The 21,893-nt window shown below is 56.5% G+C and carries 19 protein-coding genes, 1 tRNA gene and 1 pseudogene; 7 read left to right on the top strand and 14 right to left on the bottom strand.

The genetic code is table 11. From position 1 onward, the window contains the following. Nucleotides 1-6 precede the first annotated feature (6 nt). On the bottom strand, nt 7-162 hold the full coding sequence (locus tag ACR0CR_RS15980; protein ID WP_480600895.1) for a hypothetical protein: 156 nt from the start codon (nt 160-162) through the stop codon (nt 7-9). A gap of 83 nt (nt 163-245) precedes the next feature. Between ACR0CR_RS15980 and ACR0CR_RS15975 the strand changes: the two genes are divergently transcribed. Further along, nucleotides 246-320: transfer RNA gene (locus ACR0CR_RS15975), tRNA-Thr, on the top strand. Nucleotides 321-831: 511 nt separating this feature from the next. Here the strand turns inward: ACR0CR_RS15975 and ACR0CR_RS15970 are convergent. Then, nucleotides 832-1,860 (bottom strand): annotated as a pseudogene (locus ACR0CR_RS15970) (recombinase family protein); the annotation flags it as partial. A 28-nt stretch (nt 1,861-1,888) separates the two neighbouring features. Next, entirely contained in the window at nt 1,889-2,122 is a 234-nt protein-coding gene (locus ACR0CR_RS15965) for a hypothetical protein (protein ID WP_480600894.1), read from the bottom strand. Between the two features lie 535 nt (nt 2,123-2,657). Here ACR0CR_RS15965 and ACR0CR_RS15960 point away from each other — a divergent pair. Together ACR0CR_RS15960 and ACR0CR_RS15955 are read left to right on the top strand one after the other, a co-directional pair. After that, nucleotides 2,658-2,927, top strand: a complete 270-nt coding sequence (locus tag ACR0CR_RS15960) for a hypothetical protein (protein ID WP_480600893.1) — start codon at nt 2,658-2,660, stop codon at nt 2,925-2,927. Nucleotides 2,928-2,954: 27 nt separating this feature from the next. After that, complete coding sequence (locus ACR0CR_RS15955) at nt 2,955-5,504, top strand: hypothetical protein (protein ID WP_480600891.1); 2,550 nt, start codon at nt 2,955-2,957, stop codon at nt 5,502-5,504. Here ACR0CR_RS15955 and ACR0CR_RS15950 read toward each other — a convergent pair. The 5 genes from ACR0CR_RS15950 to ACR0CR_RS15930 all read right to left on the bottom strand — a co-directional run bounded on the left by ACR0CR_RS15950 (nt 5,501) and on the right by ACR0CR_RS15930 (nt 8,565). Beyond that, the gene (locus ACR0CR_RS15950) at nt 5,501-6,718 is read right to left on the bottom strand and encodes a DNA methyltransferase (protein WP_480600889.1); all 1,218 of its coding nucleotides are present in this window, start codon (nt 6,716-6,718) and stop codon (nt 5,501-5,503) included. The two genes, ACR0CR_RS15955 and ACR0CR_RS15950, sit on opposite strands and share 4 nt — an antisense overlap. 202 nt (nt 6,719-6,920) lie before the next feature. Then, nucleotides 6,921-7,100 (bottom strand): hypothetical protein, encoded by a 180-nt coding sequence (locus ACR0CR_RS15945; RefSeq protein ID WP_480600887.1) that lies wholly within the window; start codon nt 7,098-7,100, stop codon nt 6,921-6,923. After that, nucleotides 7,097-7,648: a relaxase/mobilization nuclease domain-containing protein gene (locus ACR0CR_RS15940; RefSeq protein WP_480600885.1), complete on the bottom strand. Its 552-nt coding sequence runs from the start codon at nt 7,646-7,648 to the stop codon at nt 7,097-7,099. The genes ACR0CR_RS15945 and ACR0CR_RS15940 overlap by 4 nt, the downstream gene beginning before the upstream one ends. Then, complete coding sequence (locus ACR0CR_RS15935; RefSeq protein ID WP_480600883.1) at nt 7,645-7,902, bottom strand: hypothetical protein; 258 nt, start codon at nt 7,900-7,902, stop codon at nt 7,645-7,647. Before ACR0CR_RS15935 ends, ACR0CR_RS15940 begins: the two co-directional genes overlap by 4 nt. Nucleotides 7,903-8,094: 192 nt before the next feature. Continuing rightward, on the bottom strand, nt 8,095-8,565 hold the full coding sequence (locus tag ACR0CR_RS15930) for a hypothetical protein (protein WP_480600881.1): 471 nt from the start codon (nt 8,563-8,565) through the stop codon (nt 8,095-8,097). A 324-nt stretch (nt 8,566-8,889) separates the two neighbouring features. On the opposite strand from ACR0CR_RS15930, the gene ACR0CR_RS15925 reads away from it, so the two are divergent. Continuing rightward, nucleotides 8,890-9,924 carry a GlxA family transcriptional regulator gene (locus ACR0CR_RS15925; RefSeq protein WP_480600879.1) on the top strand — a complete coding sequence of 345 codons (1,035 nt, stop codon included), beginning with the start codon at nt 8,890-8,892 and terminating at the stop codon, nt 9,922-9,924. On the opposite strand, the gene ACR0CR_RS15920 is transcribed toward ACR0CR_RS15925, so the two are convergent. The 4 genes from ACR0CR_RS15920 to ACR0CR_RS15905 all read right to left on the bottom strand — a co-directional run bounded on the left by ACR0CR_RS15920 (nt 9,917) and on the right by ACR0CR_RS15905 (nt 15,064). Next, nucleotides 9,917-10,504 (bottom strand): sarcosine oxidase subunit gamma, encoded by a 588-nt coding sequence (locus tag ACR0CR_RS15920; protein ID WP_480600876.1) that lies wholly within the window; start codon nt 10,502-10,504, stop codon nt 9,917-9,919. The two genes, ACR0CR_RS15925 and ACR0CR_RS15920, sit on opposite strands and share 8 nt — an antisense overlap. After that, nucleotides 10,497-13,457 carry a sarcosine oxidase subunit alpha family protein gene (locus tag ACR0CR_RS15915; RefSeq protein WP_480600873.1) on the bottom strand — a complete coding sequence of 987 codons (2,961 nt, stop codon included), beginning with the start codon at nt 13,455-13,457 and terminating at the stop codon, nt 10,497-10,499. Before ACR0CR_RS15915 ends, ACR0CR_RS15920 begins: the two co-directional genes overlap by 8 nt. Beyond that, nucleotides 13,454-13,741, bottom strand: a complete 288-nt coding sequence (locus ACR0CR_RS15910) for a sarcosine oxidase subunit delta (protein WP_480600871.1) — start codon at nt 13,739-13,741, stop codon at nt 13,454-13,456. Before ACR0CR_RS15910 ends, ACR0CR_RS15915 begins: the two co-directional genes overlap by 4 nt. 72 nt (nt 13,742-13,813) lie before the next feature. Further along, complete coding sequence (locus ACR0CR_RS15905; RefSeq protein WP_480600868.1) at nt 13,814-15,064, bottom strand: sarcosine oxidase subunit beta family protein; 1,251 nt, start codon at nt 15,062-15,064, stop codon at nt 13,814-13,816. Nucleotides 15,065-15,417: 353 nt separating this feature from the next. Here ACR0CR_RS15905 and ACR0CR_RS15900 point away from each other — a divergent pair, with 353 nt between their 5' ends. The 3 genes from ACR0CR_RS15900 to ACR0CR_RS15890 are packed head-to-tail and all read left to right on the top strand — an operon-like array spanning nt 15,418 to nt 18,213. Continuing rightward, nucleotides 15,418-16,794: an ammonium transporter gene (locus ACR0CR_RS15900; protein ID WP_480600865.1), complete on the top strand. Its 1,377-nt coding sequence runs from the start codon at nt 15,418-15,420 to the stop codon at nt 16,792-16,794. A gap of 24 nt (nt 16,795-16,818) precedes the next feature. Then, nucleotides 16,819-16,986 (top strand): hypothetical protein, encoded by a 168-nt coding sequence (locus ACR0CR_RS15895; RefSeq protein WP_480600862.1) that lies wholly within the window; start codon nt 16,819-16,821, stop codon nt 16,984-16,986. A 60-nt stretch (nt 16,987-17,046) separates the two neighbouring features. Next, nucleotides 17,047-18,213 (top strand): cytochrome P450, encoded by a 1,167-nt coding sequence (locus ACR0CR_RS15890; RefSeq protein ID WP_480600859.1) that lies wholly within the window; start codon nt 17,047-17,049, stop codon nt 18,211-18,213. Here the strand turns inward: ACR0CR_RS15890 and ACR0CR_RS15885 are convergent. Then, on the bottom strand, nt 18,210-19,523 hold the full coding sequence (locus ACR0CR_RS15885; protein WP_480600857.1) for an NAD(P)/FAD-dependent oxidoreductase: 1,314 nt from the start codon (nt 19,521-19,523) through the stop codon (nt 18,210-18,212). The two genes, ACR0CR_RS15890 and ACR0CR_RS15885, sit on opposite strands and share 4 nt — an antisense overlap. After that, complete coding sequence (locus tag ACR0CR_RS15880; RefSeq protein WP_480600855.1) at nt 19,520-21,892, bottom strand: trimethylamine N-oxide demethylase; 2,373 nt, start codon at nt 21,890-21,892, stop codon at nt 19,520-19,522. Before ACR0CR_RS15880 ends, ACR0CR_RS15885 begins: the two co-directional genes overlap by 4 nt. Nucleotide 21,893 lies beyond the last annotated feature (1 nt).

Raw genomic sequence — 21,893 nt, 5'->3', positions numbered from 1 at the left:
CTGCTCTTATCCCTCGTCCTTGCCGGTCTTGTCATCCGAGGCCGCCCGCGCCTTGGCCTGCGCCTTACGCCGCCCCATGTTCGCTTTCAGCGCCGCTTTCAGGCGGTCTTCGCGCGTTGCCCCGGATTTGCCGTGTTTTTTAGGTGTATTTTTGTCTGCCATTGCCTTTCTCTACAGGAGACACAAAAAACCGTCCAGACACCCTTGCGCCGCGTTTCGTTTGAGTCTAATCACCCGCCCACGATGCTGCTGTAGCTCAGAGGTAGAGCACTCCCTTGGTAAGGGAGAGGTCGAGAGTTCAATTCTCTCCAGCAGCACCATCTTTTCGCTTTGAGCTGCGATTTCCTCTAACACCGCAAAAGGAAAGGTTGTTCGGGGAGTTCCATACGCCTCGTTGGGGCAGTATGTGAGTGGCTCTGCAAAGGCCAACCTCAGCACTGTTTGACGCACTGCATGGCTACCATTTTTGTAGATAAGCCAAGGGTTTGCCAGAAATTCGAGCGAGAGTTCCATACATTCGCTCTTGGTCTGTCTTGTCTCAACTGATTTTGAGGTTTTTTCTGAGAGCAGAGCCTTCTCGCGTTCGAGTTTGTCGATGCGCTTTTCCAGGGCACGCGAAACCGTGTCGCTTTCGGTCAGCACGATCTTGTCGAGAGCCTGCTCAATTTGTTTTTCAGTGTCCTTGAGTTGACGCTTCCACTCCGCTTGCTGCTCCTTGGCGGATGCCTCGCGCATCGTCCACGCATCATCGAACATGAGCTTGGCAAGTCCTATCAGCTTTCGGGACGGCGTCAGGCGCTGCATGATTTTATCGAAGCCCGCTTCTAGCTTGGCACGTGGCACAGACTTGCTCTTGTTCTCGCAGCCACGTGTTTCACAGCGGTAGTAGGCGTAGCGACGGTACTTTCCCTTGGACCAAGCAGCGGTCATGGCATTGCCGCAGCTCTTGCAGGTGACAAATCCTCTAAGAGGGAAATCCTTGTTGTAGTCCTTTCGGGCAGCCGGAGCGCGTTTCCTGCCTTCGAGTACGTCCTGAATCCTCTGGAAGGTTTCGAAGCTGATCAAGGCGTCATGCTGGCCTTTGCGCAGGCTCACTTCGTAACGCTCGGACTCTACATATCCCGCATATGTTACCTTCTTCAGCAGCCGGGTGACCGTCATCGGGCGGACGCGGCCATTCGCAACTTTTGGGAAATGCGGGTTTGCCTCTAAGAAGCGCTGCACTTCAGCCTGGCTCGCAAAGCGCCCACTAGCAAAGCCTTCCATTGCCTCTGTAACTACAGAGGCAAGAGGCTCGTCGGGCACGAGGACCTTGCCACCACCGACCGGAGCCTTGATGTATTTGTAACCGTACGGAGCGCGTTTGACTTCGTACCCGGCTTCAAGCCGTGCTTTAGTCTTCTGGAAGTTCTGACGGGCAATTTGTTGGCGCTCGAAATGGCCATGGGAAGCCATAATTGATTCAAAGAACTCGCCTTCCGGTGTATCATCAAATTCAAAGTTTGGACATTTCGGAATGGCACCGCGTTCGCTCAAAGCGTCGCGCAGCTTCCAATAATAGACCCTGTCACGCGAGAACCGCTTCAAGTCGTCAAAAATCACAACATAAGGTTTGCCGCATTGGGCATCGAGATAGGCAAGAAGTGCCTTCATGCCGGGACGGTTCATGTAATCACCGCCGCCGCTGACATCGTCGGGAAAGACTCCGTCGACCTCTAGACCATGATCTGCCGCGTACTGACGACAACGATGCTCCTGCGTGTCTAGACCCGAACCTTGCGTACGTTGTTTGGTTGAGGACACACGGCAATAGATCAGCGCGCTTGGCGCGGAAGTGCTATGTTTTATGGCATTTTTCATGACTCCTCCTTGTCTGGCAGCTAGCGCTCTACTCAGCTGCATTTCGGTTGAAAGTTTCACTCAGGGTGGTTGCCTCGTACTCTAGCAGGGCTGAATCGGAAGCGCCGCTGCTATCTTCGCTTTCGGTGAGTTGTCCACAGGCCTGCTGAAGCGGCGAGATACCGTAACCCAGATCAACAAAGCAGATCATGAACTTGAAGAGCGTTTCGAGGAGCTGTTCTTTCTGTTCGTCTGTCAGGCCCTCGTTATCCAGATATCGCACCCCTTGGAACCCACTCGCACCGTTTGGCCGATGCAACACCAATCAGGGGAGCCTTCGAGCTCCCAACCGATACCCCCATGAGGACTTCATCCAGACCACTTCATGGAGACCAACCGTCCGCCGTTTGGATGCCGCCATGTCATGGAGACGACTTCATCGAGACCAGCTTTCCGCTAGCTGGGGAGCGCCACCTTGCCGAAGGTGGATCACGGTTTTCGTCCGAAAATTCGGCCAGCCTTGGCGCTCAAATAGCACCGAATCGATGCTGTCAGATCGTATGTAGGCTTTAATTTAGCAGATTTATGGCGCTCTCAACTCGTTTTTCAGGGCCTCTGTGACTTGCGTATGGGAAGCTACTCAGCGCAATTAGAATCACAAGAAAAGATACTTTTTGCCAACGGCTTATCCCCTCGTAAGCTCACATTTGCAGCCCTGAAATTTATAGTTTAGCTGCTAAATTACACGCTCTAGCTTGACATATGGGCGTAAAATCCCCAGCTCTAGGATGTCTTAGCCAGCACTGGAGACCCGATAGATGTCCGAGCCAGCCCTCAAAGTCGCCGATGATGCGCAAGCATCAGCCAAAACATCCAAGCGCGAGAAGTTCGTCAAGCTCGCCGAAAGCCGTACAGTGAGTGCGATAAAGGCTATCAGGATCATCGGAAAGCTAGGCAATCGTAATGCATACGACTACGATGATGCGGATGTTCGGAAGATCGTGAAAGCCTTGAACGACGAAATTGAAGCCCTGAAGAACCGCATGAAGACAACCAAGTCTTCTGATGGTGTGGATTTCAAACTGTAAATTATTCCATAGATTGGACCATCCCACATGAGTGATAACCAAAAGCTCTGCACGGCCCTGCTGCATGCTGACAGTGAGGGAGAGATCATCACGCTCCTCAAAAAGCATGGCTACTGGGACAAGCCAGCCCTATGGCGTCACTATGGGGATGTTGAGAATAATTGGGGCCAAAGCGGCAACCAGCAAAGTTTAGCTGAAGCTGCGCTCGCGGAAAAAATCGTCAACTCTGTTGACGCGCGGCTCATCAACGAATGCCGGATGCGCGGAATTGATCCGTCGAGCGCTGAAGCGCCGCAAACGATCCGCGCCGCCGTGGCCCGCTTCTTTGAAAACAGCACAGGCGAGAAGATTGCTACTGGTGGCTATATCGAGGATTGGGGCGCGCAGAAAACCCGCCAGATTGCAGATGGAATTACACTGACGGCAACGGGCACGCGCCCCCAAGGCCTTAACATCACGATTTCGGATTGCGGCGAGGGTCAAAGCCCGGACAAGCTGCCCGATACGATCCTGTCGCTGTCCAAGAGCAACAAGCAGTACATCCCCTTTGTCCAAGGCCAGTTCAATCAAGGCGGCACTGGAGCGCTACGCTTCTGCGGTAAAAATAACCTTCAGCTTGTTATCTCTAAGCGTAATCCTGCTTTCTTGGATGAAAGCGCCAGCCCCCGTGACCACGAATGGTGCTTCACTATCGTCCGCCGGGAATTTCCGAGCGGTAAGCCAGGCGCGCCGAAAAACTCTGTCTACACCTATCTGGCCCCAGTCGGGGTGGGCGAAAGTGCTCAAGATCGCCATGGCGGCGTCTTGTCGTTCGCCGCAGAGAGCTTTGGCATCTACCCGGATGATGAAAGCCCGTATGGCAGACAAGCGCCTTATGGAACAGCCATCAAGATGTTCGACTACAACTTCCTCGGGGAACGCTCGAACATCTTGCGCGGCAAGAGCTTGTTGAGCCGACTTGATCTTCTTCTTCCAGAAATCGCACTTCCTGTGCGTTTCTACGAATACCGCATAAATAAGGCTGGCAAGTATCTGGATGTCGGCAGCCGCCGTACAACAGTTTCAGGCCTTCTTCGCCGGATCAAAGATAGCGACAACGTCGAGGGCGGTTTTCCTGTCCGTATTCCTTTCCAGCCCGGAGGCGAAAAGCTCATCGCGAATGTCTTTGCCTTTGTTCAGGCGGGTTCCACAAAAGAAACGGACGATGATGATGAGGACACGCCCGCAAACGCCAAGAAGCTTGGCGGGGTGCGCGGCTATCGTAAGCGCGAAGGCATCGTCTTCTTGCGCAATGGCCAGACGCAAGGGAGCTTGCCCAAGGACTTTTTCCGCAGAGAGGCTGTGAAGATGAAGCCGCTCGCTGATGATCTTTTGGTCTTTGTCGAGTGTGATGATCTTTCGAGCGTGACGCGCGAAGATTTGTTCATGCCGAGCCGCGACAGGCTAGCTGAGAATGAATTCAAGCACGAGCTTGTCGATTCATTGGAAAAGGCCATCCGTGATTGCCATGAGCTTAAAGAGCTGCGCAACAAGCGCCAGCAAGAGCGCATGCAAGAGCGCCTTCAGGACGATCAACCGCTTACCGATGTCCTGCAATCTCTGATCAAGAGCTCACCCAACCTGACCACGCTCCTAAAGCTGGGCCAGAGGATATCTGCACCGTTCAAGACCGTGAACACGGGCAGCGATCCTAAAGAAGACTTCAAAGGCGAGGTCTACCCGACCTTTTTTAAGAATAAGGGCGTGGAATATGGGGAGACGCTGAGCCGCTCTTGCCCCATCAACAATCGGATGCGCCTTACCTTCGAGACCGATGCGCGCAACGACTACTTCACCCGCGCAGCAGAGCGCGGCGCTTTCGATCTGACTTGGAAAGGTAGCGATGGAGCCGAGTTTAAGGCCAGCCCTGTTGGTCCTAACCTCAAGAACGGCATTGCAAGCGTGATGGTCGATTTGCCAAGCGGGGCCAGCGTGGGCGATGAGATTGAGTTCATCGCACGCACCCATGATGCGCACCGCCTCTTTGAAAACCACATCCAGGTGACAATCCAACCCAAAGCCGAGAAGCACACAGGCGGTGGCGGTGAGCGTAAACCTCCTAAGGATAAGGACGGTGCAGAGCGAGAGCGTCCCAGCGAGCTGGAATCGCCCAACATCAAACGCGTTTATCGCGACGATTGGGAAAAAGAGGGCTTTGATGAGTTCACAGCGATGAAGATTGAATCGCTGGGCTACTCAGAGGATGAAACCTCGGAATTCTATGAGTTCAAGGTCAACATGGACAACATGCCCTTGGAGAGCGAAGCCAAGCTGAAGCGATTGTCCAAGGAGGCCACAGCGCTTCTGCGTGAGCAGTTCATGTACGCCAATGTATTGATCGGCCTGTCGATGATCTTGGAAGACAAGCGCGCCAAGAAGACCGAAAACGGCGATGAGGATGCTCCGTCTGAGACCATTGAAGATCGTGTTGAACGCACATGCCGGGCTCTCGCCCCATTCGTTCCGGCCCTAATCTCGTTGGGCTCAAGCGATCTGGAGACCGATGATGTGGTCGAAGGCCTCGAAGAAAGCGCTTAATTCGTTGCCTTGCGGTGTATCAGAACAACCTCACGCGCTCCCGGCGCGTGGGATTTCTGATGGGCATGCCAGCGCCGCGAAGGAACATCGCGCCAGAGTCTGCCATCCTCATCATCCAAAGGCGTCTCCCACGGGCGATGTTCTTCAAGGCCGCAGTCTTCCATGACTTCCAAATATTTCGGAAGCTGCCAATCTGGTTTCGAGAAGGCCACCATTTGTACGATGGTGGTCTCCTCACCCGAGATAGCAGCCACTGAGTTGAAGGTGGATTTGAGATTGTCGAAGTAGGTCTGAAGGCCGGGGTTCTTGCGATCCCCTAGCGTGTAATAGCTTGATCCTGCCCCATCGAGCTTGCCAGCAATCCAGAACGGCGCGGGCGCTTCTTTGCGGCCATCCACTTGCCAGCGATGATACAGCACATGGATGCCCGGATAAGGCGGCGAGGTTACAACTAACTTTGGCGGGCAGACCTCGGACACGAGGCTTTCGTTTTCCACGCCAGCCGTTGTCCTGTTCAGACTAATCGCTCTTGGCTGCGCTTCTAGTTTGAGGTTCCTAATCTGATCCCGAAATTCTAGCGCCGCATCCAGCATGAGCCCGGCTTGTTTAAACATCTGGGCTTTGAAGGCTTTCACGCTTGGGCGCGTCTTTCGCGAGTCCAGCGCCCATTGTGCGGTTCGCAAGACAACGCAGCGCGCCAGAACATGGGCTTGGCGCAGCCTGATACGCTCGACAGAGCTGAGCGCTTGTTCAATCGCCTTGCGCAAGCGCCAGAACTCTGGACCATCTAGGTTGCGGTAGTAGCCTGCATCCGCGTAATCATCGTGGCGCTCACTCGGAGCGTGCATGTTGATTGTATCGTCAATGCGGCCCATCCATCGCTTGAATGCGCTGACATCTCGATCTTCGAGAATCTGCGTCTTGGCCTCGCACAAGAATGATGAGAGAGAGCTGATATCGATTCCAAGAGCGTTGCGGCCCATGGCCATGGCCTCAACGAGCGTGGTTCCACCGCCCGCAAAGGGGTCCACCACCCAATCGCCGGGCTTGGTGAAAGCTTCTATCGCGCCGCGCACGAATGTGGGCGAGAAGCGCGCCGGGTAACGGTAGAATTCGTGGGTAAGACCTTTGACGCGGCTTTGATCGCGCGCAGCTTCAATAAGGCGTTGTGAGAATCCTGCTTCGAGGCCCAAATTGGGGCTGAAATTGTTCATATTGATCGCCTGTCTCGTGCAGGTAAGCCCTGCTATTGCTTAAGTATATGAATCGAAACACAGAATTGATGCAAGGGGCTTGTCTAAGGCGTTGATACTACCTGGCTATTCCTGGCCGGGCCGGAAGAGCCGCCTTTCAGCGCCCTCAAAATTGATTCGAAAAGCAAGGGAAACGGCTGGCCGGGGCGGCCAACCGCGAGGGTTAGAAGCGCGGGCCGCGTGTGGACAACTCGGCTTCCACAACCTTGAGCGAGGCCATCGCATTGCGGCGCTCATGGGAGCCGCGCGGAGCGGCAGCAAGAGCGTTGAACGCCTGACGCAGCAAACCATGCAGTTCGTCGAGACTGAGCCTGGACGCTTCAGATCGTGTGATAAGTTTCATCGTATCCTCCTTGATGTAAGGAGGCCCCGACCATCGGAGCCTTGATATTCTTCTCGGGAGTAGTTGAGCGGATTACGCAAGGAACGATCCAACATCCCCTTTGGCATCTCCCATCCGTTCTCCAGATAGAGGTCGCGGGATACGTCCATCAGCTTTTGTTTGTAGAAGGACATGTTCTTGGCCCGCATCTCTTCTGAATCGATGCGGCTCCACACAGCATGGGCGTGACGTCGGCCTTCCTTTTCATGGAAGATGATGGCGCGTTGATGGTCGGTCAGCTCTAACTTGCGCTCTATCCGCTCAATAGCCGCTTCAAAATCGTTACGATCCACCTGTTGATCTTGCGGCGGGTTCAAACTTATAGAGAAAAGATGCTTTTGGCACTTTGTTCCCTTGGCGAGGCTTTCTGCTTCTTCAAAAGCCGCTTCCAGATCATCGCTAACGAAGCCGCGTAGCTCATACAGCTCGACATGCTCGTTGTCGCGCATCGAGAGCAGGTACTTTGCGAGCTGAGGGGCATTGCCGCGTTCTTTGGCTTTCAGGATCATGAGCGGCCTCTATTCTGGAGGGCACGCATCAGATCAGAGCGCATAGCCGCAATATCGGCGCAGGCTTGCTTGATCTCGTCTTCGGTTTCCGGCGTTACAGGCAAAGCGCCCATATTGGAGGCCTTGGCGAGCTGGTTCATGTTCTGAGAAAGGCGCGACTTGCCGAGTGCCCCTAGAACACGGCCCAAGGCTTCAGGATCGCTAACTTTTGACTTGCCTGGCCGCACTGGCTTGTGCGGCGCATCATCAAACAAGACAGCCTTGATGTATGCCCCAAGGGGCATATCCCGGTGTGATTACCCGGTGTGATTCCAGTGGGGGCATGTGACGAATGATGCACTTGGTTCAGTCTTGTTGAGAAAAAACATCGGCCAATAAATCGCAGGGTTTCCCAGCCAGTCGCGGCAAGTGCCGAAAATCAACTTTTCTAAGCCTTCAACCCCTCTCTAGATTTTGCAGGACTGTTTGAAATGTCCGCGCGCCTTCCCGGTTCCCTTCATTCCAAACGTCGCGATTTCAGCACCGGTCGGCGCTGTCAGGCTGAGTTTTGCGCCTTGTCGGAATTCTTCCAGTACGAAACCCGACACTACAAAACGACCGACAAACGCCCTGTCCGGAGCAAAATAGTGGCCGTCTATCGGGTGCCGTGCCGTGCGCCCATCCGGCAATTCGATCCACATCATCATGGACTCACTGCCGTCGTCGATGTTTTGCATTCCTTCGAACGGCCCGCCGATAAGGACAAAAAGGAAGTTCGGATCACTCGGCGAACAAGAAATTCGAAGGCTGAATTGCCCTTCCTGGATCATTGTCCACGCGCCGTTGGACGCTTCACCGCTCTGCCATTCAGCCGCCTGCGCTGGCACCATGAACACCATCAGAGCGCTTGCAAGTCCAGAAATCACTCGAAAAATCATCTGACTATCTTTCATCTGAAAAAGAACAGCATAGCACGAACGGGTTTATCCGCGAAATTTCGACACCGCCGAACGCTGCGCGCCCTCGTGCACCGGGACAAACCGCGACAGGCGCACGCCGGTAACCCGGTCGTGTTCCCGAAAGAGGCGGCCGGTGCTGAACCGGGCCATTCTGTTTTAACTGCGAAAAACGCCTCATTCACCCAGTTGAACAACAAAGGAGAGAAAAATTTGTTTTGCCTGTCGCGAGGTGTTTTTGCTTAAATTGGCGGCAGATCGGAATCTACCGTTACATCGAACGGTAAATCAGAAGCCAAAGGTGACATGTATCATTTTTCAACACCTCTGAAGGACCTTGGTCTGGATGCGCGCGAGCGGATAACCTTTGGTTTTCTGACATATCCGGGGTTTCCGATGGCTTGCCTGACCTCAGTGATCGAACCGCTTAGGGCCGCCAATGAGATCGCCGGGCGTGACGTGTTTTCCTGGAAAATCGTTTCCGAAACTGGCGCGTCGATCCTGTCCAGCGCCAAGATCGCTTTCGAATCTGACACGTCCCTGCAAGATGCCTGGGGTCTGGACATGCTATTTCTGTTGTCCGGCCCGAACGGCAGATTTGAAAATCCCACGGCGGCAAATGGAAAACTCAGGTACCTCGCGCGCCACGGGACAAGCATCTGTGCAATCAGCGGAGGGATTTTCCCGCTTGCCCGCTCGGGCATTTTGGATGGGCAAACCTGTTCCGTTCACTGGTGCTACCAGACCGCGTTCGAGACAGAGTTTCCAAATATCAAGACAACGGATGATGTCATCGTTTTGAATCAACGCAGCTGCACCGCTTCTGGTGCCGCTGCAGCCTTTGATCTGGCGCTTCATCTTATCGAGCTGACGTTCGGCGAGACGGTCATGACCGAAGTGGCTTGCTGGTTTCAACACCCGGCCATTCGCAGCCCCGGCGTGCGACAAAAAACTCCTGCGTTCGAAACCGATGACACTTCGGACCAGTTGCCGGGGATCGTGGCCCGAGCTGTCCGGATGTTTTCGGAAAATCTTGAATTTCCTTTGACGACGCGCGAAGTGGCGCGTCGTGTCGGCGTGTCTGCCCGTCATCTGGAACGCAGTTTTCGCCAAGCCACAGGGCAAAGCCCCGGAAGCTACTATCGGATCGTGCGATTGCGGGCCGCGCGACAGCTTGTGCTCTATTCGGGCGATCCGTTCTCAACCATTTCGAACGCAGTCGGGTATACCAACCCGACTACGATGTCGCGAAATTACGCTGAGCAATTTGGCCGTTCTCCCCGACAGGACCGACAAGAGCGCAATCGGTTTCGGATAACCCGAAACGCGCCGGTTATTTAGCGTTCTGACGCGCTTGACTGATTGTCCGGGCGGCCTCGGTCAGTGCGTGATGCAGTGATTTTGCAGAGGATCGCGGACCAAGAATTGAGAATTCTGCCCCAGACCTGCCACACCAAATGTAGCAACCGATGTGGTGGAGCGCGCACCGGGTCGCGTAGTCTGTTTTCATCGCGCGAATATCGACGTTGCAAAGCCGCTCGAACAGGTCACACGCGGCGTCTCCGGTGACGTCGAACCGGCACCATCCATCACTTTGTTCAACCACAGAAGCCGTTTCCTGCAATGCGTCCTTGATGTCGTATGCGATCCTTTCATGGGTCTTGTAATCCGCGTCGATCATCCAACTGTCCGGCCCGATCCAGAACGCTGAAAAAGCAGTGCCAACCGCTGCGCCTCCGGGCTGCGGTAAATCGAACCCAAAAGTGGCGGCTGCGCGCCTGAAAAACTCGGCTTCCTGCCCAAGCCGCATGGATACCGAGGCAAGCGCCCGGTCTGTAACTTCCGCGATCGAAAGATCCGGAAACGTTTCCGTAACCGACTTGGTTGATCCAAGCGGGCTGATGGCTTTCAACTTATGCACGCAGACGGTCTCCCTCCGGGTCAACGAAATGGGCGCTGACAACTTCCACCTCGACGCTTGACCCTTCCAGCGGGTTTGCCAGCCGCAGGACTTCACCCATCCGGTTGGCGCCGTTTTTTAGAAAGGCCAAACCGATGGAAGACATCAGGATGGGCGAGTACGCCGCCGACGTCACATAGCCCTGATCATGTGCCGCATCCACTGGGCCGTTCAAGCTCATCAAATGCCCTCCCGCGGTGACAGCCTGACTGTTGTCAAGCGGTCTCAACCCAACCAGACGCAAGGCATCGTCTTCGTTCAACCCTTCGCGCTTGCTCAGAGTGTTCCCGATGCAGTCTTTGTTCTGGTTCACCATACGACCGAGACCAAGGTTCCCCGCCGTCGTTGTTCCGTTGATCTCATTACCCGTGGCGTGGCCCTTTTCGATACGCATCACGCCAAGCGCTTCGGTTCCATAAGGCGTAACTCCGAACTCTTCCCCCGCCGCCATCAACGCACGGATCATCGCATCACCATATCGCGTGGGAACCGCAATTTCATAAGCAAGTTCGCCACTGAACGAAATCCGGAACAGCCGCGCCCGGCATCCCTGGCACACCGTGATTTCTGCGCAAGCCATGAACGGGAAAGCGTCGTTGGATATGTCGTACTCGGTATCAACCACCTTTTGCAGCAGCTTGCGCGCGTTTGGACCTGCAACGGCAAACTGCGCCCAGGCTTCCGTGGTCGAGATCAGTTGCACATCCAGATCCGGCCACAGGCATTGCCGCGCAAACTCCATCCGGCGGTAGACAACAACCGCGTTCGCCGTGGTGGTCGTGACGACAAAGTGGTCGTCGGCAAAGCGCGCTGCGGTGCCGTCGTCGTATGCGATGCCATCCTCGCGCAGCATCAGGCCGTAACGGACTTTGCCAACAGGCAGTTTGGCGAATGCGTTGGCGTAGATCTTGTTCAGGAACTCTGCCGCATCCGCGCCCTGCACGTCGATCTTGCCCAGCGTGGTCACATCACAAATACCCACCGAATTTCGGGTCTGAAGAACTTCGCGATCCACGGATTGACGCCAATGCGCCTCACCTTTTTGCGGATACCACTGCGCGCGCAGCCAATCGCCGACCTCGGTGAAAACGGCCCCCTGCTCGGTCGCCCATTTGTGGCTAGGGGTTTCGCGGACGGGATGGAATTGCTGACCAACCGCGCGACCGGCCAATGCGCCCAGGGCCACCGGGGTGTAAGGCGGGCGAAAAATGGTCGATCCGGTTTCCGGGATCGACGCTCCGGTCAATTCAGCCATCACGGCCAGGCCAAGCATGTTGGATGTCTTGCCCTGATCGGTTGCCATTCCAAGCGTCGTGTAGCGTTTCAGATGCTCAACTGACACATAGTTTTCCTGATGTGCCTGCTTCACGTCCTTGACGGTTACATCATTCTGTTGGTCGATCCAGGCCCGGCCTGATCCTTCTTTTACGTACCAGAACGGTTGCAGGTTGACCGGCGCGTCCTCGGCGTCCGGCAGCGTGTCTTGCGTTGCCCGGAGACCCAAATCAGATAGCGCTTCGACCGCGCGCGCAGCACCGGTGTGCAGGGCGGCGTGGGTGGACATCGCCCCCGCCGCAGCCCCGGCAACGGTCATGCCAACTGGTAGTGTCTGTCCGGGAACGAAAGCGGCCAGCGTTTCGTCCCATTGCGGTCGGCCCCGCTGATGACAGGTCAGGTGCACATTCGGGCTCCATCCCCCGGACACTGCCAAGGCACCGCAATCGATGTCGCGCGTAAAGCCACCAGCGGTTCGGACCGTGACGGTTTCCAGCCCCAAGCGTCCCTTGCTGCCAATGACTCGCGCCCCGGCGACCAGTTCGGTTCCGTCAACCACCGGCGCATCAGGGCGGGTGTCGATGACAGCAGCAACCTGAACGCCCTTGGCTATTAAATTCGCAGCAGTGCGGTGCCCGTCATCATTGTTGGTGAATACCGCTACCCGATCATGCGGTGTGACCGCCCAACGGTTGGCATAGGCGCGCACGGCACCGGCCAGCATGATCCCGGGACGGTCATTGTTTGCGAAGGCGATGGGCCGCTCGGTCGCGCCAGCGCACAATACGGCGCGTTTCGAATAGATGCGCCAGAATATCTGGCGTGGTTGTGACTGTGCGGGTTCGGGTTTGTGGTCCGCGACCCGCTCGACCGCGCCATAAGTTCCGTGGTCGAACGCACCGACGACCGTAGTGCGAAGCAAGAGGCGAACATTGTCCATTGACGCAAGTTCGGCTGCTGCCTGCGCGGCCCAGTCCGAGCTTTTCCCGCCTCCGATGACCAGGCTTTCGCTGGTCAATCGCCCGCCGCAGACAAAGTCTTCGTCCGCCAGTATGACCCGCGCCCCGGCCCGACCAGCGGTAAGCGCAGCGGACAAACCGGCAGGACCTGCACCAATGACCAGCAAGTCGCAATGCAGAAACCCCTTGTCGTAGGTGTCCGGATCATCTTGGCCTGAAACACTGCCCAGCCCCGCAGCACGGCGTATGACCGGTTCATACAGTTTTTCCCAAAACGCCTTGGGCCACATAAACGTCTTGTAATAAAAACCCGCGGTCAGAAAATTGCTGAACAGGTCATTGACCGCCAGAAGATCCCTGTTCAGAGACGGCCAGCGGTTTTGTGACTTTGCCTCAAGCCCGTCGTACAATTCGGCCACGGTTGCGCGTGTGTTGGGCTCTTGACGTGCGCCAACACGCAGTTCCACAAGGGCGTTCGGTTCTTCCGAGCCGGATGCCAAAGGCCCGCGCGGACGATGATATTTGAACGACCGGCCCATTAGCCGAACACCATTGGCCAGCAGAGCCGACGCCAGCGTATCGCCGGGATGCCCCTGATAGGTTTGCCCGTCAAATGTGAAGCCGAGGGTTCGCCCCTGGTCCACCAGACCGCCCTTCAAACGGTTGACCTGTTTGCTCATCTGCCGCGCCCCCTGCCCCTGGCCACATCGCGCGCCAGGACCACATCCGTAATCTCGTGTGTCAGCGTGTTACGCGTCACGACCAGCCACGAGCGGTCGCCTTGCTCATGATACCAAAGCTCTTGATGCTGGCCCGCCGGATTGTCACGCAGGTACAGATAGTCGTGAAACGCCTGATCGGCATTTTCGGCCTGCCAGTCGGGGCGATCTATCAGGGTGGCATCACCCAGGTAGACAAATTCCTGTGCGTCACGCGGGCCAAGAAGGGGATGGTTGATAATCATCTGGCCACTCGCGATTTGCTGAACCACGCGAACGGTTTCCACTTTTGCAAACAGATGCGCATACGTCCTCCGTCAGTGCAGGTTGGGCTGGGCGCCCATGCCCTTTTCATCAATCATGTGACCGGTCCGGAACCGGTCCAGGCGATAGGCTGTGGCCGTTTCGTGCGGGCGATCTGTGGACAGAAGATGCGCAAAGCACCAGCCCGAGGCCGGCGTCGCCTTGAACCCGCCATAACACCAGCCGCCATTGAAATAGAGACCCTCAACCGTCGTCCTGTCGATGAACGGAGAGCCATCCATCGACATATCCATGATGCCGCCCCATGCCCGCAGCAGGCGCACGCGACCAAGCGCCGGGATCAGCGCAACGCCGCTTTCGATTACATCCTCGATCACCGGCAGGTTCCCTCGCTGAGCGTAGGTGTTGTACATGTCGATGTCGCCGCCAAAGACCAGCCCGCCCTTGTCGGACTGGCTGCAATAGAAATGACCTGCGCCAAAGGTAATCACGCCCGGGATCACGGGTTTGAGACCTTCCGAGACGAAAGCCTGCAGCACATGGCTTTCAATTGGCAGGCGCATGCCCGCCTTTTCCATCACCCGACTGGACGATCCCGCAACCGCAACACCCACCTTTTTGGCACCAATGTAGCCGCGCGTGGTTTCAACGCCGATTACTCGACCGTTTTCGATGCGAAAGCCCGTAACCTCACAGTTCTGTATGATGTCAACGCCGCGCAGATCCGCGCCGCGCGCATATCCCCAGGCCACAGCATCGTGGCGCACCGTGCCCCCCCGCCGATGCAACAAGCCCCCTTTGATCGGGAAGCGCGCATTGTCAAAGTTCAGGAACGGGTACATGGTTTTGACGCCTGCGGTATCCAATAGCTCGGCATCCGAGCCATTCAGGATCATCGCGTTGCCTCGCCGCCGCGCCGCGTCGCGCTGCGCATCGGTGTGAACCAAATTCAGAATGCCGCGCTGGCTGACCATGGCGTTATAGTTGAAATCCTGTTCCAACCCTTCCCACAGTTTCAGCGAAAACTCGTAAAATGGCTCATTACCGTCCAACAGATAGTTCGAGCGTATGATGGTCGTGTTTCGACCAACGTTCCCCCCTCCGATCCAGCCCTTTTCCAGTACGGCAATGCGGGCCTCGCCGAATTCACGCGCAAGGTAGTAGGCCGTGGCCAGCCCGTGACCTCCGCCGCCCACGATGACAAAATCATATTGGCTCTGGGGTTCAGGATCACGCCAGGCCGGTTTCCAGCCTTTGTTTCCTGTCAGAGCTTCCTTAACGATCCGAAATCCCGAATAGCGCATATCTGTCCCGCATCCATTTGGACACAGGCTGCGGTGGAAACAGCGGATTGGCTACTTCAATTTGCGGCGTCGATATGTCTGATTGCGACCAATTCCCCGGGTTTCCGACCCCAGAACGCCGCTTGTGCGGCTCAGGCAAATGCAGATTACCGCGCCTCCAGCGTTGCCAAAGCTAAGTCCGGCTACAGCCGGTTTCCCGGACGCTTCGGCAACCTTGGTCGCCATTTGGGATATTTTTGGATCAATATTTTTCCTTCTGGTTTCGAATTGGTTTAGTGTAGCATTTTGTCGCAGACTATTGAATTTGGTCTGCGATGAACACGCAAGGTCGGGAACCAAGCAGGGTTGGGAACATGGAAGAGCAACTAGCAGAACTGGCGGCCAAGGTCGCGGAACTGGAAGCATCGACATCTGTCACAAATACGATGTTTGCCGAAACCTATTACTACCTCACCATACCTTTGATGGTGATCATTCACGCCGGGTTTCTGGCTTACGAGATGGGCGCATCGCGCCAGAAGAACGTGCTTGCCTCGGGGATCAAGAACATTCTCGCATTCGCGTTCATGATGCCAACCTTCTACTTCTTTGGCTGGTGGGTCTATTGGGGCTTCCCCACCGGGATCACATTCTCGGAAGGTGCCATGGGCATTTCCGGCGCAGGTTATGCCTCATTCGCCCTGCCTTGGTCCGAGAGCGCGGGCCCCAATCTCGACGATCGCTCGACCGGCGTTTTCTGGGGGGCATTCGCATTGTTTGCGGCAACCACCGCGTCGATTTTCTCGGGCGCGGTTATCGAACGGATTCAAGTCGTCGGTTTCGTCATCCTTGCGGTTGTTCTGGGCTCGTTCGCATGGGTCGTCGCAGCGGCCTGGGGCTGGCACGCAGACGGATGGCTTGTCACTCAATGGGGTGTGCATGACTTTGGAGCCGCGGGGCTGGTTCACGCGGTGGCCGGGTTCTTTGCGCTTGGTGTGCTGATCAATCTTGGGCCCCGCATTGGCAAGTATAACGACGATGGCACGGCCAATCATATCGGCGGTCACAACATGCCGTTTACGGTCACCGGTTTGATGCTGATTATCGTAGGCTTCTGGGGGTTCCTGATGGCTTGCGTCATCGTGCCCGGTGAGGCGTGGAGCTGGTACGCAGACAAAGCCACCACCATCTATGGCACCCCTATGACGCTTAGCTCGCTGGCGTTCAACATCCTGATGGGCATGTCAGGTGGTATCATTGGAGCCTGGGCAATCGCACGGGACCCGTTCTTCATGATGTCAGGCGCTCTGGCAGGGATAATCGCCACCGCATCCGGGCTGGATGTTTACGATCCGTCGCTGGCCTTTGTGATGGGTTTTGCTGGTGGTGCTCTGCTTAAGCCTTGCTACACCTGGCTCGAGAACCGGGGCATCGATGACGCCGTTGGTGCGGTCACCGTACACGGTACAATCGGCCTGTTTGGACTGATCATGTTCGGCGTCTGGGGCGCTGGGCTTCCTGCGATTCAGGGCGACGACGTAGCAACCGTTTCGCTGCTGGGTCAAACTGTCGGTGCGGTGGTCTTTCTACTTTTGGGCTTCGTGCCTGGCTATGTCATCAGTTGGGTTCTCAAGAAACTGGGAATGCTGCGCGTCACCGAAGCAGCCGAGATCGCAGGCCTGGACCTGACCAAAGTGCCAATGCAGGCGTATCCCGAAGGCATCTCGCCCTCGGCCACGCCTGCCGAATAATGTGAGTAACAAGGAGACGAAACAATGGGATTTAATCTCTCGAATGTGGATGAAATGAGCGGCCCGATCTTTACGGGTGCCGGCGGTTCCACGCCAATGATCTGGTTCGCACTTGCCGTTCTCATTTGTCTGTACGCGCTTTGGAGCGGGCAAAGACACGAACACGATGCTTACAAGAAACTAAAAGACTAGAGACCTCTAATCTGAACCAAGGGCCGTGCAAATTGTGCGGCCCTTTCTGATTGAGCGCCAATGGATCGATTACTTCCTTTTCTTGACCTTGCGGACCGAGCGTTTTCCACGCGGTCTTCGGAAGTGCTCGCGGCGCGTGAGGCGTCGTGGTGCGCCCGAACACCCTTTGGTTATGCTGTTCTTCGGCACCGCGAGGCCGGTTTGATTCTCCGGGATCGAAGGTTTCGGCAAGGCAGCCATGCTTGGCCCGAAACCGTTGGGATTGAGGGCAGTTTTGCAGAGTTCTGGAAACGCAGTGTCATCTCTTTAGAAGGTGAAGATCACGCAACTTTGCGTAAATTGGCCCAGAATGCGCTGGGACAGGAACACATCCTAAAGTTGGAACCTGCATTTACGGAAAGTGCTGAAGCGCTGTGTGTTGCCCTGCGGGGTTCCGGATCTTTTGACATCGTTGACAGTTTCACCGAACCATTCGCGGGGCAAGCCATTGCCAGGCTTCTGGGTTTGCCAATGCAATTATCCAAATCGCTTGCGGCAGATGCAACTTGCCTTGGGCTCGCAATGGGTCCGGACGCCATCCGCCACCAGGCAAAAATCAATGCAGCCGTGGATCGTTTGACCGACTTGGCAATCAGATTGATCGATGCGCCACCGCGCGACAGTTTCGTAGCCCGCCTTTTGTCGGAAGGGTTCGACGATCATCAGGCGTCAATTGATCTAACGGTAATCTCGATCTTTGGCGGCGTGGATACAACGCGTGCGCAGCTGGCATTTGCCGCATATCTGTTTTCGCAAAACCCACAACAGTGGCGTTGGTTGCGGGATCACCCACAAGCGGTCCCGAACGCCATCGACGAAGTGATCAGAATGCGCCCGACAACAACCTGGGCAACCCGTGAAGCGTTGGAAGATGTCACAATAGAAGGCGTGCCAATCCGAGCTGGTGAAACCTTGCACATATTGGTTCATGCAACCGCGACCGACCCGCAATCCGGCCATGATGGTGCTTTCGACATTCGCACCCGCCGAAGACCCCATTTTGGGTTTGGTGGCGGCGCACATCACTGCCTCGGGCACCTGGTGGCAAAGACAGACATGGCGGCTGCGCTGAACGTCTGGTTGCGGCACTGGGATCGCATAGAACTGGCAGACGAACCGGTTTTTTTGCCCGACAGCGGCAACACCAGCCCGTTGCGGATGTCTGTTTTGCCAACCTGGGTGACCTAATCGCCTGCCGCATGATCTTCTCGGCCATCCACCCAGTGGCGATACCACAGATCAAGCGGCCGCATGAAATGGGGTCGACCGCCAGGGTGAAACCAACGGGAAGAAAGACTTGTGTGCGAATAGGCCGTCTCACCGTCTGGCATTCCTAAAGCTCGAAGCGCTGCTTTGCGGCCCAACCAGGGGGCCAGTACGGTTCCTCCACCAGAATATCCCAATGCATAGTGGATACCGTTCCACTCGCCCACATGCGGCAACTGCCCGAATGTGAAACCTGTGTTGCCTGTCCAAACATGCGATATCCGCACATCGTGCAACCGGGGCCAGATTTCGGCCAGCTTTTGTTTCAACCGGCGCGCCGCCGTAGAAAGGGAGACGTTCACGAGGGCAGCACGGCCTCCGAACAGCACCCGAGTTCCGTCCGGCGAGGCGCGGAAATAGCTGTGATGCCTGCGGGTTTCCACCATCATGCGACGGCCCGGCGCCAATTCCGTGATCACCGCAGGCGCTAGTGGTTCTGTTGCAATCAGAAAGCTTGGCACGGGAAAGACGCGGCGGTTGAACCATCGGAATTCGGTGCCGGTATAGCCGTTCGTCGCTATGACGATCTTGCCAGCGGCGACATCTCCGCCCGGTGTCGAAACGCGCCAGATTGTCCCTCTGTTTTTGATGCCGGTCGCCGGGCAATTGGCGATCACAGCAATGCCGCGACGCAAGACGGCGTTTAGCAAGCCCAGCAGGTATTTTGCAGGATGCACCGCGCCGTGTTCGGGGAACAGAATTGCGCCTTTATACAGAGGTGTTGCAATATCATTCGACACTTGCGCGCGGGTCAGAACGTGACACGGCCCGCCGCCTCTTTCCGTGATCTGAGCGGCCAGCTTCCTTTGCTTTGCGACGTGCCCCGAGGTGTAAGCCAGTTGAACACGCCCGCATTCTTCGAAGTCGCAGGCAATTCCCTCGCTTTTGATCAGGTCCTTAACCCAATTCAGGGCCTCCGAGGCCTCGGCAAACAGCGCGTCAGCCACCGATAGCCCATAGCGCTCGGCCAAAATGTCCCATCCTATCCGTGGGTGAGCCCCCAACATTCCACCGTTCCGGGTTGAGGCCCCTTGCCCCGGCTGGCCTCTGTCCAGGACCACAACCCGCGCACCGGCATGGTGTGCTGCGATCGCCGCAGATAGACCGGTATACCCAGCGCCAATGATAAGAATGTCGGCTTTTTTTGGCGGCCTGTCGGTAACAACTGGCCACTCTACGTCATCCCACCAATATGGGCGTCCGGGAACGGCATCCGCCGCAAACAGGTTCAATCGTAGTTGCCTTTCACCCGCTCTTTTCCCGGGTCGAAATGCGGGAAAGCCACCACCCTGGCCCTGAGCCGTTTTTGCTGACCATCCAACTGGCCGATTTCAATCTCTGTTCCAATTTCGGCATGGGCCGTTGCCACCCGGCCCAATGCAATCACCTTGCCTAGAACGGGCGATTTCACCGCCGAGGTGATTTCACCGACCTGCGCCTTGCCAATGCGCACGCAATCGCCAGCGGACGGCACGGTGCCGCCTTCGATTTCGAAGCCCACAAGCTTTCGATGCGGGTGCGCCTTGCGCTCTTCCAGCGCGGTGCGACCGATGAAATCGTCTTCTTTGGATTTCAGAGGCACAGTGAAACCAATACCGGCCTCGAACGGGTCGGTTGTGTCGTCAAACTCGCTGCCGGCAAAAATCAACCCGGCTTCGATGCGCATCATGTCCAATGCCGCAAGGCCCAGGGGGGCAAGCCCGTATTCCTCACCTGCATCCCAGACGGCATCGAACACCTCGACCGCATCCTTTGGATGGCAGAATACCTCATACCCCAGCTCACCCGAATAACCGGTTCGAGAAATCACGACAGCGGTGCCCGCGTAATCGCCGATACGGGCGATGGTCATGCGGAACCAGGGCAGCTCCTCGACAGAGGGTTGGGTTGGCGGTGTCCAAAACACCTTGTTCAGGATGTCGCGGGAATGGCGCCCCTGCACGGCGATGTTGTGCAACTGATCCGTCGACGGGCGCACCCAGGCGTTCAGGCCCCGCTTGACGGCCTGCTCCTTGAGCCACAGCCCACTTGTATCGTTGCCACCGATCCAACGGAAGTTGTTGTCGCCCAGCCGATAGATCGTGCCGTCATCGATCATTCCGCCGTGCTCATAACACATAGCGGTATAGCTCACTTGTCCGACGCTGATCTTCTTGACGTTGCGGGTCACGCAGGCCTGCAGCAACTCTTCCGCGTCGGGGCCGGTGACCTCGTATTTGCGCAGCGGTGACAGATCCATTATCGCCGCCTTTTCGCGGACGGCCCAGTATTCGGCAATGCTCCCAAGCTTGGGGATCGTGTTGGCCAGCCAATAGCCGTTATATTCAACGAAGTCTTCCGTGTGCCGCGCAAAGCAATCATGAAACGCGGTTTTCTTTGTCTCTTCCACATCCGCCTCCGCAGATTTTCTATAGCCGACGGATCGCCTGAAATCCTCGGTGGCTTTGTATGTGCGAACCTGAATGTCGGTCGGGTTCCATCCATTGGCGGGATCGACATCGCAGGGGCATGCGGTGCTAACGCACACCAGATCGGACAGCGCGCGCAACAGCACATAGTCGCCGGGCCGCGACCACGGATCATCCATCCCGATGGCGTTGGTGTCGTCCAGCATCGTGTTGAAAAAGAAATTGATCGCAGGCCAGCCGCCGCGCGGCCGTACATCAAAACGGGCCAGATCCGCATTCATGTTATCGGAACAATTGATGTGGCCCGGATAGCCCAGATCTTCGTAGTATCGCGCGGTGCAAGCCAGACCAAACGTGTCGTGCCGCCCGCATGTGTCCTGAACGATCTCGACCAGCGGCTCTTGATCGACGGACCAGTATTTCGAGAATATGCCCGGATTTGGATACAGGCTTCCCATCAGGCTGCGGGTCGTGGTTGGATCGATTTCACGTTCCAAACCCTGATCGAGCGCACGCAAAGAAAAGGCCTGAAAATCCGAGCACTCTCGGCCTTTTACGTCCAGGATCTGGATATACTCACCTTTCTTGACCTCATATGCCGAAGCATGCCCCGGCTGGATATTCAGATCCTGCAGCGGGTCAGCAAGGGGATCAGGCGGCCCCAGCGCATCTTTGGCCTGTTTTGGATCTGCACGTCGGATATAAAGCTGCAAGTCGGTCGGCGCGTTTTGTGCTTCGGGGCTCATGGGCTTGCCCGGTGCGGCGCAGATCAATAAACCGTCGCATTCTGCCGCAAAGTTCACCGTGTCGCCGGGCTTTGATCCGTCGGTGAACACACCGATTGCGTCCCCCGTTTCGATGGCGAACCCCGACGCGGCCAGCGCCTTGAGCACATTCGCGCCAGAGCGTGACCCATTGGCCAGGGTTTCAATGGTTGCTGTGGGTCGGCCCCGGCCAACGCCCCCGATCATCGAAGCGTCGGATGTGCGATCAGGGGCAAAGAACACCAGTTCACCTTGCTGCAGGCCGTCCTTGTCGACAATACTGATCTCGTCCCCGCGATAGACCGGTACGGCGCGCGACCCACCGCCCGGTATTGGATGTCGTTCGACCCCATGGGGCAGGATCGGCAAACCGGGCGCAATGATTCCGCGTCGTTCCCAGGGATGTTCAATAAAATCGGGCTTGTTCATG

It is taken from the genome of Ruegeria sp. AM2 (genome assembly GCF_056540685.1).
This window is presented reverse-complemented; position numbering and strand designations above follow the sequence as displayed.

Bases quoted from the DNA above. Each gene is read 5' to 3' on its own strand.
- ACR0CR_RS15980 (WP_480600895.1), bottom strand. From the start codon at position 162: ATGGCAGACAAAAATACACCTAAAAAACACGGCAAATCCGGGGCAACG.
- ACR0CR_RS15960 (WP_480600893.1), top strand. From the start codon at position 2,658: ATGTCCGAGCCAGCCCTCAAAGTCGCCGATGATGCGCAAGCATCAGCC.
- ACR0CR_RS15955 (WP_480600891.1), top strand. From the start codon at position 2,955: ATGAGTGATAACCAAAAGCTCTGCACGGCCCTGCTGCATGCTGACAGT.
- ACR0CR_RS15950 (WP_480600889.1), bottom strand. From the start codon at position 6,718: ATGAACAATTTCAGCCCCAATTTGGGCCTCGAAGCAGGATTCTCACAA.
- ACR0CR_RS15945 (WP_480600887.1), bottom strand. From the start codon at position 7,100: ATGAAACTTATCACACGATCTGAAGCGTCCAGGCTCAGTCTCGACGAA.
- ACR0CR_RS15940 (WP_480600885.1), bottom strand. From the start codon at position 7,648: ATGATCCTGAAAGCCAAAGAACGCGGCAATGCCCCTCAGCTCGCAAAG.
- ACR0CR_RS15930 (WP_480600881.1), bottom strand. From the start codon at position 8,565: ATGATTTTTCGAGTGATTTCTGGACTTGCAAGCGCTCTGATGGTGTTC.
- ACR0CR_RS15925 (WP_480600879.1), top strand. From the start codon at position 8,890: ATGTATCATTTTTCAACACCTCTGAAGGACCTTGGTCTGGATGCGCGC.
- ACR0CR_RS15915 (WP_480600873.1), bottom strand. From the start codon at position 13,457: ATGAGCAAACAGGTCAACCGTTTGAAGGGCGGTCTGGTGGACCAGGGG.
- ACR0CR_RS15910 (WP_480600871.1), bottom strand. From the start codon at position 13,741: ATGATTATCAACCATCCCCTTCTTGGCCCGCGTGACGCACAGGAATTT.
- ACR0CR_RS15905 (WP_480600868.1), bottom strand. From the start codon at position 15,064: ATGCGCTATTCGGGATTTCGGATCGTTAAGGAAGCTCTGACAGGAAAC.
- ACR0CR_RS15900 (WP_480600865.1), top strand. From the start codon at position 15,418: ATGGAAGAGCAACTAGCAGAACTGGCGGCCAAGGTCGCGGAACTGGAA.
- ACR0CR_RS15895 (WP_480600862.1), top strand. From the start codon at position 16,819: ATGGGATTTAATCTCTCGAATGTGGATGAAATGAGCGGCCCGATCTTT.
- ACR0CR_RS15890 (WP_480600859.1), top strand. From the start codon at position 17,047: ATGGATCGATTACTTCCTTTTCTTGACCTTGCGGACCGAGCGTTTTCC.
- ACR0CR_RS15880 (WP_480600855.1), bottom strand. From the start codon at position 21,892: ATGAACAAGCCCGATTTTATTGAACATCCCTGGGAACGACGCGGAATC.